12 protein-coding genes, 3 pseudogenes and 1 riboswitch are annotated in these 13319 nt (G+C 64.6%); of the genes and pseudogenes, 6 read left to right on the top strand and 9 right to left on the bottom strand.

Going from position 1 to position 13319, the window contains the following annotated elements; genetic code table 11:
* Positions 1-13 precede the first annotated feature (13 nt).
* Positions 14-925: a LysR substrate-binding domain-containing protein gene (locus tag P9220_RS24335; protein WP_309768385.1), complete on the bottom strand. Its 912-nt coding sequence runs from the start codon at positions 923-925 to the stop codon at positions 14-16.
* Between the two features lie 100 nt (positions 926-1025).
* Here P9220_RS24335 and P9220_RS24330 point away from each other — a divergent pair, with 100 nt between their 5' ends.
* The 4 genes and pseudogenes from P9220_RS24330 (at position 1026) to P9220_RS24315 (ending at position 4738) form a co-directional block, all read left to right on the top strand.
* A complete protein-coding gene (locus P9220_RS24330) occupies positions 1026-2171 on the top strand; it encodes an FAD-dependent oxidoreductase (protein ID WP_309768384.1) in 1146 nt (381 codons plus the stop codon).
* The gene (locus P9220_RS24325; RefSeq protein ID WP_309768382.1) at positions 2155-2457 is read left to right on the top strand and encodes a (2Fe-2S)-binding protein; all 303 of its coding nucleotides are present in this window, start codon (positions 2155-2157) and stop codon (positions 2455-2457) included. Before P9220_RS24330 ends, P9220_RS24325 begins: the two co-directional genes overlap by 17 nt.
* Positions 2454-3899: pseudogene (locus tag P9220_RS24320) on the top strand (FAD-dependent oxidoreductase). Before P9220_RS24325 ends, P9220_RS24320 begins: the two are co-directional and overlap by 4 nt.
* A 44-nt stretch (positions 3900-3943) precedes the next feature.
* A complete protein-coding gene (locus tag P9220_RS24315) occupies positions 3944-4738 on the top strand; it encodes an ABC transporter substrate-binding protein (RefSeq protein ID WP_309768381.1) in 795 nt (264 codons plus the stop codon).
* A 25-nt stretch (positions 4739-4763) separates the two neighbouring features.
* Here the strand turns inward: P9220_RS24315 and P9220_RS24310 are convergent.
* Positions 4764-5138: pseudogene (locus P9220_RS24310) on the bottom strand (MFS transporter); the annotation flags it as partial.
* Between P9220_RS24310 and P9220_RS24305 the strand changes: the two are divergent.
* Positions 5138-5569: pseudogene (locus P9220_RS24305) on the top strand (LysR substrate-binding domain-containing protein); the annotation flags it as partial. The pseudogenes P9220_RS24310 and P9220_RS24305 overlap by 1 nt on opposite strands.
* Before the next feature lie 15 nt (positions 5570-5584).
* Here the strand turns inward: P9220_RS24305 and mntP are convergent.
* The 4 genes from mntP to P9220_RS24285 all read right to left on the bottom strand — a co-directional run bounded on the left by mntP (position 5585) and on the right by P9220_RS24285 (position 7898).
* Positions 5585-6154: a manganese efflux pump MntP gene (gene mntP / locus P9220_RS24300; RefSeq protein ID WP_309768378.1), complete on the bottom strand. Its 570-nt coding sequence runs from the start codon at positions 6152-6154 to the stop codon at positions 5585-5587.
* Between the two features lie 10 nt (positions 6155-6164).
* Positions 6165-6341, bottom strand: a riboswitch (yybP-ykoY riboswitch).
* A 21-nt stretch (positions 6342-6362) separates the two neighbouring features.
* Positions 6363-7049 (bottom strand): RNA polymerase sigma factor, encoded by a 687-nt coding sequence (locus P9220_RS24295; RefSeq protein WP_309768377.1) that lies wholly within the window; start codon positions 7047-7049, stop codon positions 6363-6365.
* Positions 7046-7363 carry a cupredoxin family copper-binding protein gene (locus tag P9220_RS24290; protein WP_309768375.1) on the bottom strand — a complete coding sequence of 106 codons (318 nt, stop codon included), beginning with the start codon at positions 7361-7363 and terminating at the stop codon, positions 7046-7048. The genes P9220_RS24295 and P9220_RS24290 overlap by 4 nt, the downstream gene beginning before the upstream one ends.
* A gap of 1 nt (position 7364) precedes the next feature.
* Complete coding sequence (locus tag P9220_RS24285; protein ID WP_309768374.1) at positions 7365-7898, bottom strand: DUF4142 domain-containing protein; 534 nt, start codon at positions 7896-7898, stop codon at positions 7365-7367.
* A 132-nt stretch (positions 7899-8030) separates the two neighbouring features.
* Here P9220_RS24285 and P9220_RS24280 point away from each other — a divergent pair, with 132 nt between their 5' ends.
* Positions 8031-9695, top strand: a complete 1665-nt coding sequence (locus tag P9220_RS24280) for an alpha-amylase family protein (RefSeq protein WP_309768372.1) — start codon at positions 8031-8033, stop codon at positions 9693-9695.
* Between the two features lie 7 nt (positions 9696-9702).
* Here the strand turns inward: P9220_RS24280 and P9220_RS24275 are convergent, their stop codons facing one another.
* From P9220_RS24275 to P9220_RS24265, 3 genes are all read right to left on the bottom strand, one after another.
* Positions 9703-10464, bottom strand: coding sequence for a 3-oxoacyl-ACP reductase (locus P9220_RS24275; protein ID WP_309768370.1), 762 nt, complete (start codon positions 10462-10464; stop codon positions 9703-9705).
* 76 nt (positions 10465-10540) lie between these two features.
* Positions 10541-11821: a glycosyl hydrolase gene (locus P9220_RS24270; RefSeq protein ID WP_309768369.1), complete on the bottom strand. Its 1281-nt coding sequence runs from the start codon at positions 11819-11821 to the stop codon at positions 10541-10543.
* Between the two features lie 441 nt (positions 11822-12262).
* A complete protein-coding gene (locus P9220_RS24265) occupies positions 12263-13294 on the bottom strand; it encodes an alpha/beta hydrolase (protein ID WP_309768367.1) in 1032 nt (343 codons plus the stop codon).
* Between the last annotated feature and the right edge of the window lie 25 nt (positions 13295-13319).

Raw genomic sequence — 13319 nt, 5'->3', positions numbered from 1 at the left:
AGCGGGTCGATGCTCATCGATCTGCTTGCACCACCTTGTCGAACGCTTCCCTGACGTCCGCGCAGAAGGCTTCCGCGACCACGGGCATCGGCTGAGCGGCGTTCGTCACGATGTAGAAGTGGTCCTGCACCGCTGGCGCGAAGCACTTCACCGCCACGCGCTCGCGTGCGTAAGCGGCGGTGACCGGATCGATCAGCGCGACACCCGCGCCGTTCGCGACGAGCGCCACGATTGCCTGCGACAGTTGCGCTTCGATCACGAGATCACGCGAGACGCCTGCTTCGACGAATACGCGATCGATCGCGCTGCGCGCATCGAAGCTCTGCGGGAACGAGATAAAGCGCTCGCCGCGCAGATCGGTGGCGCATAACGACGCGCGGCGCGCAAGACGATGCCTGCGCGGCACGATGCATCGCATCGCCGCCGGCGAGAGCCGCTCGCTCTTCACGGCCGGATGCGGGATAGGCTCGGCGATCAGCCCGACATCGCACTGACCCGATGCGACCTTCTCCACCACCGTGGTGGCGCTATGCGCGAGCAGATTGACGTCGATGCCCGCGTGATGCTCGACGAATCGCGCGATGACCGCCGGCAGAAGATCGAGCGCCACCGCAGGCGATCCCGCGACGCGCAGCGAGCCGCGCCGCATCGCGCGAATCTGCTGCGCCGCGAGCGCGATGCGGTCCATGCCGACGAACGCGCGCTCGACTTCCTCGAACAGCACGCGCGCTTCGGCAGTGGGCGCCAGGCGTCCCTGCTGACGCTCGAACAGCACGAAGCCGACGCGGCTTTCCAGATCGGCGAGCAGGCGGCTCACGGCCGGCTGCGAAATGTGCAGCGATTGCGCGGCGCTCGTCACGGTATGACGGAGCATCACCGCGCGAAACGCTTCGATCTGGCGAATCTTGAGTCCTGTCGTGTCCATAACACTGGATTATAGGCGACGCACGAACCGGCATTTGACGCCGATTTTCGTCTTGTTCAAAGTGTCGTCGAATACTTCTTACAGGCAGGAAATGCATTCGATGCACGAAAAGCAGGCCCATAACAAGGCGCGCCATTTCGACGTGGTCGTCGCGGGCGGCGGGCTCGTCGGCATGGCGATCGCGTATGGCGTCGCGCGGACGGGCAAACGCGTCGCCGTGTGCGACGGCGCGGACTCGGCGCACCGCGCGGCGCGCGGCAACTTCGGGCTCGTATGGGTGCAGGGCAAAGGCGGCCGCTGCTTGCCTTATGCGCAGTGGTCGCGCGAATCGTCGGAACGCTGGAGCGCGTTCGCGGCGCAATTGCAGCGCGCAACCGGCGTCGATGCGGGCTTCGAACGGCCCGGCGGCATCGAATTGTGCGAGACCGCCGAACAGCTCGACGCCGGGCATCGCCTGCTCGAATCGATCCGCGCACAGGATGCGTCGCTGACCTATGAAGTGCTCGACGTGAAGGCGCTGAAGGCACGGGTGCCGACGGCATCCGATGCGCTGGCGGGCGCGCTGTACTCGCCGCACGATGGCCACGCGAGCCCGCTCTACACGCTGCGCGCGATACAGCAGGCCTTCCGGCTTCATGGCGGCACGTATTTGCCTCATAACGAAGTGCGGGAGATTCGCCCGCGCGCGGGCCGCTTCGAAGTCGATACGACGAACGGCACGCTCGAAGCAGAACGCGTCGTGCTTGCCGCCGGTCTCGACAACGCGCGCCTCGCCCCGATGATCGGCATGCACGCGCCCATCACGCCGCTGCGTGGACAGATCATGGTGACGGAGCGCCTCGCGCCGTTCCTCGATTATCCGACGCTCGTCGTGCGTCAGACGCGCGAAGGCTCCGTCCTGCTCGGCGATTCCGCGGAACAGGTCGGCTTCGACGACGGCCAGACGCGCGCCGTAATGGCCGATATCGCGCGGCGCGCGCGCACCGCGTTCCCGCTGCTCGGCGCTGCACGCATCGTGCGGTCGTGGGGCGCGCTGCGCATCATGACGCCGGACGGCCTGCCGGTCTATGAGGAATCGTCCGCGCATCCCGGCGCATTCCTCGCCATCTGCCACAGCGGCGTGACGCTCGCCGCCGCGCACGCGGACGTCATCGCGCCGTGGATCGCGGGCGGCGGCAAGCCCTCGATTCTTGATCCTTTCGTCGCCACACGTTTTTCCAAATCGACCGATGCCCACGCTATTTGAACCTCTCGCAACCCTGCCTGCGCGCACGGTGCGCATCGACATCGACGGCGCCGAGCGGCATGTGCCCACGCATTACTCCATCGCCGCCGCGTTGCTGGAAAGCGGCGCGGCGTCGTGCCGCACGACGCCCGTCGCCGGCACGGCACGCGGCCCGTTTTGCATGATGGGCGTGTGCTTCGACTGCCTCGTCGAAGTCGATGGCGTGCCGAACGTGCAGGCGTGCATGACGCGCGTGCGCGACGGCATGCGCGTGCGCGCGATGAGCGGCAAAGCGAGGCTCGCATGACGCAGGCGACGTGCGATCTGCTGATCGTCGGCGCGGGACCGGCGGGCATGTCGGCCGCGATCGAAGCGCGCGCGGCGGGGCTGGATGTCGTCGTGGCCGACGAGAGCCACGCGCCCGGCGGACAGATTTATCGCGACGCCGCGCAGTCGCCGCTCGCCGATGCGACCGTGCTCGGCGACGACTATCTCGCAGGCCGCGCGCTCATCGAACGCTTCACCGGCAGCGGCGCGAAGCATCTCGTGCGATGCACGGTCTGGCAGATCGCGTTCGAGAACGGCCGCGTCATCGCGATGCTGACGCGTAAGCCCCACGATGAACACGGCGGCACGCTCGAAGTCGCGGCGCGCGCAGTGCTGATCGCCACCGGCGCGCAGGAGCGTCCGTGGCCCGTAAAGGGATGGACGTTGCCGGGCGTGCTGGGCATCGGCGCGGCGCAGACGCTCGTCAAGTCGTCGGGACTCGCGCCGTCGCAGGATGCGGTGCTTGCGGGTAGCGGCCCGCTTCTGTGGCTTTTCGCGTCGCAATTGCTCGAAGCGGGGCGCCGCGTGCGCGCGATCATCGACACCACGCCGCTCGACGCGTGGCGCACCGCGTTACCGCATGCGCTGCCCGCGCTTGCCGGCGCGGATTATCTGCTCAAGGGCCTGCGCATGATGCGCGCGGTGAAAGGCGCTGGCATCCCGGTTCATCGCGGGGCGAGCGCGTTCTCGATCGAAGGCGAAGGCCGCGCCGAACGCGTGCGTTTCATCGATGCGAGCGGCGCGCAGCAGGTCATCCACACGCCGCTCGTGCTGCTGCATCAGGGCGTGATTCCATCGACACAACTGCCCCGCTCGCTCGGCTGCGAGCACGAGTAGGATGCGCCGTCCGCGTGCTGGCGTCCGCGCACGGATGCGCGGGGCAGAAGCAGTGTCGAACATGTCTGGATTGCGGGCGATGGCGCGGGCATCGGCGGTGCGAAGGCCGCGATGCACGCTGGCACGCTCGCGGCGCTCGACATCGCGCGCGAACTCGGTGCACTCGATGCCCCGTCGCGCGATGCAAGGAGCCGCCCTGCCTTGCGCGCGATGAAGCGCCATCTCGCCGTGCGCCCGCTGCTCGATGCGCTGTACACGCCGCCCGCTGCGCTGCGCCGCCCCGCCGATGACGTGACCGTGTGCCGGTGCGAAGAGATCAGCGCGGGCGAGATTCGCCGTATCGCGGCGCTCGGCTGCCAGGGCCCGAATCAGATGAAGGCGTTCTCGCGCTGCGGCATGGGGCCGTGTCAGGGCCGATGGTGCGGCACGACGGTCGGCGAGTTGATCGCGCAAGTGCAGCAACGTCCGGTCGGCGATGTCGGCTATTACCGCATCCGCGCGCCGATCAAGCCCGTCACGGTCGACGAGATCGCCGATTCCATCGCCGTCGACGACGCCTTCACGCGCGGCGATTTTCCAAGCTGATTGCAAACACCGCCAACCACACCGAAACATACTTAGGAAGCCGAATGAATACCCCACGCGCAAAGACGATGATGACCGCCGCCGCCCTCGCCCTGATGGCGGCCAGCACGATGGCGACGGCGAAGGAATGGAGCACGATCCGCGTCGGCGTCGATCCGACCTATCCGCCGTTCGAATCCGTCACGAAGGACGGCGCGGTGCAGGGCTTCGATATCGACCTGGGCAATGCGCTGTGCGCGAAGCTGAAGGCGAAATGCGTGTGGGTGCAGAGCAGCTTCGACGGCCTCATTCCCGGACTGCAGGCGCGCAAGTTCGATGTGATCCTGTCGTCGATGGCCGCGAATGAAAAGCGCCGCCAGCAAATCGACTTCACCGAGCGGCTGTATCGCAATCAGACCCGTCTGATCGCGAAGGAAAGCGCGCATCTGCTGCCTGAGGCATCGAAGCTCGCGGGCAAGCGCGTCGCCGTCGAGCAACGCACGGTGCAGGAGACGTACGCGCGTGAGAAATGGGCGGCGTCGGGCGTGGATGTGGTCGCGTATCCGAGCTACGACCAGGCGTATGCGGACCTGACCGCGGGCCGCGTCGATGCCGTGCTGATGGACGCCGTGCAAGGCAAGCTCGGCTTTCTCGCGACGCCGGCGGGCAAGGGCTTCGCGTTCGCGGGCGATGTCGTCTATGACCCGAAGATCATGGGCGACGGCGATGCCGCCGGGGTCCGCAAATCAGACCCCGATCTTCGCGACGCGCTGAATGGCGCGATGGCGGACATCCTGCGCGATGGAACGTATCGCAAGATCGAGGCGAAGTACTTCGACTTCGACATGTACGGCAAGTGACGCGCCGCCGCGTGCATCGATCGCTTCAGTGACACAGCTCCTCGAGACGCTTGCCGTTCGTTCGGGGTCCGAATATCCCGATGGAGAGCACGACCACGAGCATGCAGGCGGTGATGCCCGCGAACACGCCGACCACGCCAAAATCCCGCAACAGCGCCGCGATGATGAAGCCCGACATCATGGCGCCGATGCGGCTCGCCGAGTACACCAGCCCATTGGCGCGGCAACGGATGGCGGTCGGGAAAAGCTCGGCCTGATAGGCGTGATAGCACACCGAGATGGTCTGTCCCGCGAGACTGATGAGCACGCCCAGCGCGATCAGCATCGGCACCGAGCGGGCCTGACCGAACGCGATGCCGCTTGCGATCACCACCAGCGCGCCGTCAACGATCAGCCATCTTGCAGCACGAGCCTTATCGACGCGACCGGCTCGCGCTCGCCGTGCATCCCGATCATCCGCTCGCCAACGAGACACGCGTGAGCTTCGAGGACACGCTTCAGTACGAGCACGTCGGGCTGTTGCCGTCGACCGCCGTCCATACGATGCTCAGGCCATCCGCCGCAAGCGTCGGCAAGACGCTGTCGTATCGCGTGATCGTGTCCAGTTTCGATGCGGCGTTTCGTGTCGTCGCAGCGGGCCTCGGCATCAGCGTCGTGCCGGTGGAGGTCGCGGCGACGTATCGCTCCGTATTCGGCGTCGCGGTCATTCCGCTCGTCGATGCCTGGGCGGAACGGCGCTTCGTGGTCTGCTTCAAGGGCTTCGACCTGTTGCAGCCGGCGGCCCAGCGGATGGTCGAACATGTGACGCGCCGCGCCGGGCAAGCGGCCTGAGCGCAGCCTCGGCGCTCAACGGACGTAGCCGAGATGCTGCGCGAGAATCATGCTGCCGACGCCGATCAGCACCAGCCCGCCGACGATCTCCGCGCGCTTGCCGATGGTCGCGCCCACGACCCGGCCGATCATCACGCCGATGGTCACCATCAGCATCGTCGCAAAACCGATTGTCGCGGCCGTCGAGAAGATATCCACGTCGATGAAAGCGAGGCCCGCGCCGACGGCCATCGCATCGATGCTCGTTGCAAAGCCGGTCGCGGCCAGCACCCAGAACGAATGCGCGCTGGGCTTCTCGTCCGCGTGGCCGGCTTTGCCGCAGCCTTCGCGGATCATGCGCGCGCCCAGCAACAGCAGCAGCCCGAACGCGATCCAGTGATCCCACGCCGTGACGTACTGCGCCGCCGTCCTGCCGATGGCCCAGCCGACGAGCGGCGTGATCGCCTCGATGATGCCGAAGATGACGCCCGTTCTGAGCGCTTCGGTGACGCGTGGCTTGCGCAGGCTCGCGCCCTTGCCGACGGCGGCCGCGAAGGCGTCGGTGGACATGGCGAAGGCGAGGAAGATCGTGGAGGCGAGGTTCATCGAACGGGGCTCTGGTCGGGCGAAGATCGACGACGCAACGCGCCGCCCGACCTGAAGGCGCGTTCCGTCGATGGTCTTGCCAACCTTTGATGGCTGCTCATGCCACGATCCGAATGGATGGACCGAGTGTGTTGACATGAGCGCTTTCCGTGTGACGGAAAGCCGGCTACTCCCCAGCGAGAAGCGAAAGCTTAACACGGCATGATTGCTATGAGGCGCCACCAAATAGCTTGAAAAAGACGTTCGCAACGATGCGATCGCAACGCGATCCGCCGAATTCGAACACATCGCGCTCGGCGAGATCGAAGGCCTGCGCAAGCGATTCGCGCAACAGGCTGCGCGCCCGAAAATGCCGGCTGCGCACCGTCGCTTCGGGAATGTTCAGACACTGCGCGGTCTCCTCGACACTCATCTCCTCGATCGATCGCAGCACGAACACGACGCGGAACAGTTCCGGCAATTCATCGAGCTTGCGTTCGAGCAACGCGCGCACTTGCGCACGCGCCAGCGCCTCGTCGGGGGCATCGTCGCGCGTGCGTGCGGTATCGGCATGGTCGATGAAGTCGGGCGCATCCACGATAGGAATCACATTCTGACGACGCGACGAACGCCGCAATCGCGCGAAGCATTCGTTCAGGACGAGGCGCGAGAGCCACGTGAACAACTGCGCATCGCCGCGAAACTGGTTCATCGATCGATACGCGTGCAGATACGCATCCTGCAGCGCGTCTTCGGCTTCGGCATCGTTGCGCAAGGTCGCGCGCGCGAGCCGATATAGCCGGCGGTTATGCCGCCGCATCATCGTTTCGAACGCGGCGCGGTCGCCCGCCACGATGCGCCGCGCCATGGCGAGTTCGTCGTTGGTGCTGTCTGTCGCCGGAATCATCGTCGTCATTGCCGTACGTCGAGGACCGCGTGCATCGCGGGATGCAGCGCGCAGGAATACGCATAATGTCCCGCATCGCGCGCCACATAGCTCCACGAAGCGTTCGCCGCGATGTCGTGCGAATCGAACGCCTTCGCGTCGGCGGTCGCGGTATGCGGTAACAGGTCCTTGTTGATCCACACCACGCGATCGCCGCGCGCCACCGTCAATGCAGGCGGATCGAAACGCATGCCTTCGATCACGACGACATGCGTCGCCGCGATAGCATCGGCCGGCAGCACGAGCGCGCTCATCAGCAAGATCAGCAAGATCAGCAGGCGCATGTCACGCACCGTTCTTCGCGAGTTCCGCCTGCACGTGCCGCGCGTGTTGGAGATGGGCCACGAACGCCGGCCGCACCTTCACGAGCAGCGCCTTCAGTTCTGCGTTCTTCGCGTTCGGGATGAGCGTCTTGTCGAGCGCATCGAGCACGCTTTCATGATAGGCGACCTCGTGATCGATATACGCCTTGTCGAAACTCGCCCCCGACACGCCCTTCAGTCTGGCGATGTTCATGTCGCCGCCCTGTTTGAGGCTCTGGCTCGTCGCGTTGTCTTCCGGCGTCACGCCGAGCTTTTTCACCAGGTCGGTCGCGGCCTTGTTGACAGCGGTGTGATCCGTGACCATCTGATGCGCGAATGCCTTCACGTCCTTCGATTTCGTTCTGTCGCCCGCGAGCTTGCCCGCGTCGATATCGACCTGATTGCCGGTCACGACGATCGCCGCGATCTGCGGATCGGTCGGCGCCGCTCCTTGCGCATGGCACGCGATGCTCGTCCACGCGAGCGCCGCCGCGAGCGCGAAATGAATGCTTTTCATATGACCTCTCCTCGGATGAAGTGGCAGACACGGCATTGGATGTCACGTAAAAGCCGCGCGTTCCCGCATTGCCCGCCCGGATGAATCACGGTTACACTCGGACGCACACGAACCGGGCCTCGATCAAAGCGCATGCTCAACGATCTCTGGTACAAGAACGCGGTCATCTACTGCCTGTCCGTCGGCGCGTTCATGGATGCGAACGGCGACGGCGTCGGCGATTTTCAGGGCTTGCTGCGCCGGCTCGACTATCTTCAGGGCCTCGGCATCACCACCATCTGGCTGATGCCCTTCCAGCCATCGCCCGGCCGCGACAACGGCTACGACATCTCCGACTACTACAACGTCGACCCGCGCTACGGCACGCTCGGCGACTTCGCGGAATTCACTCACGCGTGCCGTCAGCGCGGCCTGCGCGTGCTGATCGACCTCGTCGTGAATCACACGTCGGATCAGCATCCGTGGTTCAGGGAAGCGCGGCGCGACGAGCACTCCAGGTATCGCGACTGGTATGTATGGTCGAAGAAGCGGCCGGTCGGCGCGGACGACGGCGTGGTCTTTCCCGGCGTGCAGAAGTCCACCTGGACCTACGACAAGCAAGCGGCCATGTGGTACTTCCACCGCTTCTACGACTTCCAGCCCGACCTGAACACCGCGAATCCGCACGTGCAGGCCGAACTGCTGAAGATCATGGGCTTCTGGCTTCAGCTCGGCGTCTCGGGGTTCCGCATGGACGCGGTGCCGTTCGTCATCGCCACCAAGGGTGCGCAAGTGAAGAAGCCCGCGCAGCAGTACGACATGCTGCGCATGTTCCGCGAGTTCCTGCAGTGGCGCGAAGGCGACGCGACCATTCTCGCGGAAGCCAACGTGCTGCCTCACACCGACATGCAGTACTTCGGCGATGCCGGCGAGCGGCTGCAGATGATGTTCAACTTTCAGGTCAATCAGAATACGTTCTACGCGCTCGCGAGCGCCGATACCGCGCCGCTGCGCAAAGCGCTCGAAGCGACCAGGTCGCGTGCATCGACTGCGCAATGGGGCGTCTTTCTGCGCAACCACGACGAACTCGATCTCGGCCGCTTGTCGCCGAAAGAGCGCGAGACGGTATTCGCCGCGTTCGGCCCCGACCCGTCGATGCAGCTTTACGAACGCGGCATCCGCCGCCGTCTTGCGCCGATGCTCGATGGCGACCGTCACCGTCTGGAGCTTGCATACAGCCTGATGTTCACGCTGCCGGGAACGCCGGTTGTGCGTTACGGCGATGAAATCGGCATGGGCGACAATCTGCGCCTGCCGGAACGTGAAAGCCTGCGAACGCCGATGCAGTGGTCGACCGAGCCGCACGCCGGCTTCACGAAGCATGGGCGCCCGGTCAGCCCGGTGATTTCAGGCGGACCGTATGGTTATGAGCGCGTGAATGTCGCGAGCCAGCGAAGGGACCCGGATTCGCTCCTGAACTGGATGGAGCGCATGATCCGCATGCGCAAGGAAGTACCCGAAATCAGCTGGGGCGACTTCGCGATTCTCCGCACGTCGCGTGACGACGTGCTCGCGCTGCGCTACGACTGGCGCAACAACTCGGTAGTGTGCCTGCACAACTTCGGCGCGGCCGCGTGCACGGTCAAGTTCCGCGTCGGCCCGGCGGCGGCGGAAAGCGGCAGGCTCGTCAACCTGCTCTCCGACGATCACAGTGAAGGCAACGCCAACGGCCAGCACAGTGTCGTGCTGGAACCGTTCGGTTATCGCTGGTATCGCGTGGGCGGGCTCGACTATCTGTTGAAGCGAAGCGAGGTCTGACGTTGCGTCAGCCCTTGACCAGTCCCCCGTCGACGACGAGGTTCTGACCCGTCACCGCACGCGCCCACGGCGAGAGGAAGAACAGCACGGCGTCGGCGAATTCGGCCGGGGTGGTGACGCGGCGCAGCGGCGTGAACCCGGCGACCATGTCGAAGACGGCCTCCGGCGTCGCGCTGCTCGCATCGGTCGTGCGCAACAGGCCGCCCGACACCATGTTCACGGTGATGCCGTCCGGACCCAGATCGTTCGATGCGGTTCTCGTCAACGCCAGCAACGCCGCTTTCGCCGCCGTGTAATCGTGATACGGGACGACCGGGTTCTGGAAGAGATTCGTGCCCACGTTCACAATGCGGCCGAAGCCGGCGGCGCGCATATCGGGCAATGCGGCCTGAATGGTATTGAGCGCACCCTTGAGCGCCCCGTCGATCTGCTGCTGAAAGCGCGTCCATGCGATGTCGCCGATTTTCGGACGCGCATCGCCATCGAAGCTGAAATCGGCGAGTGCGTTGTTCACGACGGCATGCACCGGCCGGCCGGTTTGTGCGCGCGCCTCGTCGAAGAGGCGCGCAACGGAAGACGCATCCGTGACGTCCGCCTGCACGGCCACGACGCGCGGACCGAGCCGCTCCGCCAGCGCCACGGCCTCGTTCTGGCTGCGGCGATAATTCACGACGACGCCCGCGCCTTCGCGTGCGAGCGCTTCGACGATTGCCGCACCCAGGCCGCGCGCGCCACCGGTCACGAGTACGTTCTGTTCAGACAGCAGCATCGACACCTCGACATGGTTCGTATTGGTCGATGCATTATGCCGGATGACCTTGCGGCCCGAAGGCGCATCGCCTTCTTCAAACCGCCGGTACCGGATTCGCCGCGATGAAGTTCCTGAACGTCGCGTACGCCGGATTCTTCGTCACGCCATCGGCCTGAATCAGCCCGTAATTCGGATCGATGACCGCGTACATCATCACGCATTCCAGGTTGTACTTGTCCTTGATCGCGTAATACGACGCCATCGTTTCCTGCACATAGGCCGATTGCGCCGCCGGCGAATCCGCCGAGCCGGACCAGCCCCATTCCGTCAGCCAGATCGGCACGTTGAACGAGTCCTTCAGCACTTGCAGCACGTTGATGCATGCGTTGTTGCGACCCGCGCACTCGATCTTGCCCGAGCTGTGATACCAGTGATACGTCGTGTAGTCCCACTGCAGCGATGCCGCGCCCGACACGCCCGTTGCCGTGCCGTTTGGCGAAATGCCGTTCCACAGCATTTGCAGCGCGCGATACGCCATCGGAATGCCGACGTTCACGCCGCACTTGATGGTCGGATCGACCGCCTTGACGCCCGCGATCATGCCGCGAATCACGCCACGGAACGCCGGCCACTGCGACGGGCTCCAGTCCGATGTCTGACTGCCGTCGCCACCGATCTGCAAGCCGATGGTATCCAGTTCGTTACCGCATTCGATATGCGTGACGAGGCCCTTCAGCGGCTGCGTGCAGCGCACGGCGAGGTCATAGCCGAGCGAATAGGCAGCGGCTTCCGTGCCGGTCGGGTTCCAGTCCGCCGAACGCGGATTGAGCACGGGCATGATGCCGACACCGCTGCCCGCGAAGCAGCCGCGCAGCGCCATGGCAAGCGTCGTCGACATGCCGGCGTCGGCCGTGTCGCAACGATACATCGTCACGCCGAGGTCCTTGAGGATGGCGAGTTGCTGCTCGGCGGTCATCGTGTAGTAGATGCCCGAGCCCCAGGCCATGTGACCGTTGATGCCGTAGAACAGCGACGTGTTCGACGGCTTGACCACGTTGCGCGGATCGGTCGTGCCGATGTTTTTCCACGGCGAGCCGTTCTGATACCAGACGCCGCTGGAATTCTGCGCGTAGATGATGCCGTTGAAGTACAGGATCAGCGCCTGCGCGACGCTCGAACCGGTCGACACGCCCACGCCGTTTTTCATCACCCGGCCGCCCACCAGCGTCCACACCGTGCCCGTGCTATCGGTGATGGATGCGGCCGGCGGAATCGTGGCACCGGAAAGCGACACCGTGCTCGCCTTCGCCACGCCGTTGACGACGCTGCCCGAGCCATCGGATGCGGAATCGAAACCGCCACCACAGGCAGACAAGGCCGCACCGCCAGCGCCGGCCATCAATAAGGACAAAAACTTGCGGCGCGTGACGGGCGCATCCGTCAATGAATCAGGTAATGCTTGCCGACCGTGTTTTTCTGCGTTTTTCATGACAGGTAAGGAGGACCGTTAAGTTCAATGATCTGAACTATATTGATTTCCTTTTTACCTGTCGTCGTTACACTTTTTTACGTCTGAAAATAAGTCGAAAACTTTCGCACGACATACTCGCGCGAAACATTTGCTCACATATCGCCCCTAACGGGAAACGTTTGCGGATACAAACGTTGTAACTAGTAATTAATACTTGAGTGATATTAAGGGCTTCACTCAAGTTTGCGTTCGGGCCGATCGCGGGACCGGCGCGGCACTCGCACATCGGAAACAAATACCAAGTCATTTTTTCCGAATGGCACAGTCCCGCTCGGACGCGCGATTTCACATGTGATCGGCCTCGATCACCGCATCCGCGAACGCCTTCGGCGCTTCCTGCGGCAGGTTGTGCCCGATGCCTCCCGACACATTGCGATGCCTGTACTTGCCCGTGAACTTCTTCGCATAAGCGGACGGGTCGGGATGCGGCGCGCCGTTGGCATCGCCTTCCATCGTGATGGTCGGCACGCTGATCGCCGGGGCGCTGGCGAGACGCTGCTCGAGCGCGTCGTATTGCGGCTCACCCTGCACGAGACCGAGGCGCCAGCGATAGTTATGGATCACCACCGCGACATGGTCCGGATTCTCGAAGGCGCGGGCGGAGCGGTCGTAGGTCGCGTCATCGAAATCCCATTTGGGCGACGCGAGTTGCCAGATGAGCTTGTTGAAGCCCTGACGATTCGCCTCGTAGCCCGCTTGCCCGCGCTCGGTCGCGAAATAGAACTGATACCACCACGCGAGCTCGGCTTTGGGCGGCAGCGGCGCCTGATTCGCCTTCTGACTGCCGATCAGATAGCCGCTGACCGATACCATCGACTTCACGCGCTCTGGCCACAGCGCCGCGATGATGTTCGCGGTGCGCGCGCCCCAGTCGAACGCGCCGAACGTGGCCTGCTGGATTTCGAGCGCATCCATCAGCGCGATGATGTCCACCGCGACGACCGCCTGCTGACCGTTGCGCGGAGTGTCGGCGGACAGGAAGCGCGTCGGGCCGTAGCCGCGCAGATACGGCACGATCACGCGATAACCCTGCGCTGTCAGCAGCGGCGTCACGTCGGCGAAGCTGTAGATGTCGTACGGCCAGCCGTGCAGCAGGATCACGACGGGACCGTTCGCCGGACCCGCTTGCGCGTATCCCACGTTGAGCACGCCGGCATCGATCTGGCGTATGTCGGCGAAGCCCGCCGACGATGACGCACGCGCCGGTTTCGAGGTCTGCGCACGCGCGAAATCGCTCAAGCCGAGGTGCATCGCGCCGACGCTCGAGATGGTCGTGCCGAGGAAGCGGCGGCGCCATGCATTGATGTTTTCCGTCATTCCAAGACTCCTTTTTTGTTAGTGA

The sequence above is a fragment of the Caballeronia sp. LZ016 genome (genome assembly GCF_031450805.1).
GTDB lineage: Bacteria > Pseudomonadota > Gammaproteobacteria > Burkholderiales > Burkholderiaceae > Caballeronia.
The sequence above is the reverse complement of the archived record's forward strand: the minus strand, read 5'-3'. Positions and strand labels throughout refer to the sequence as shown.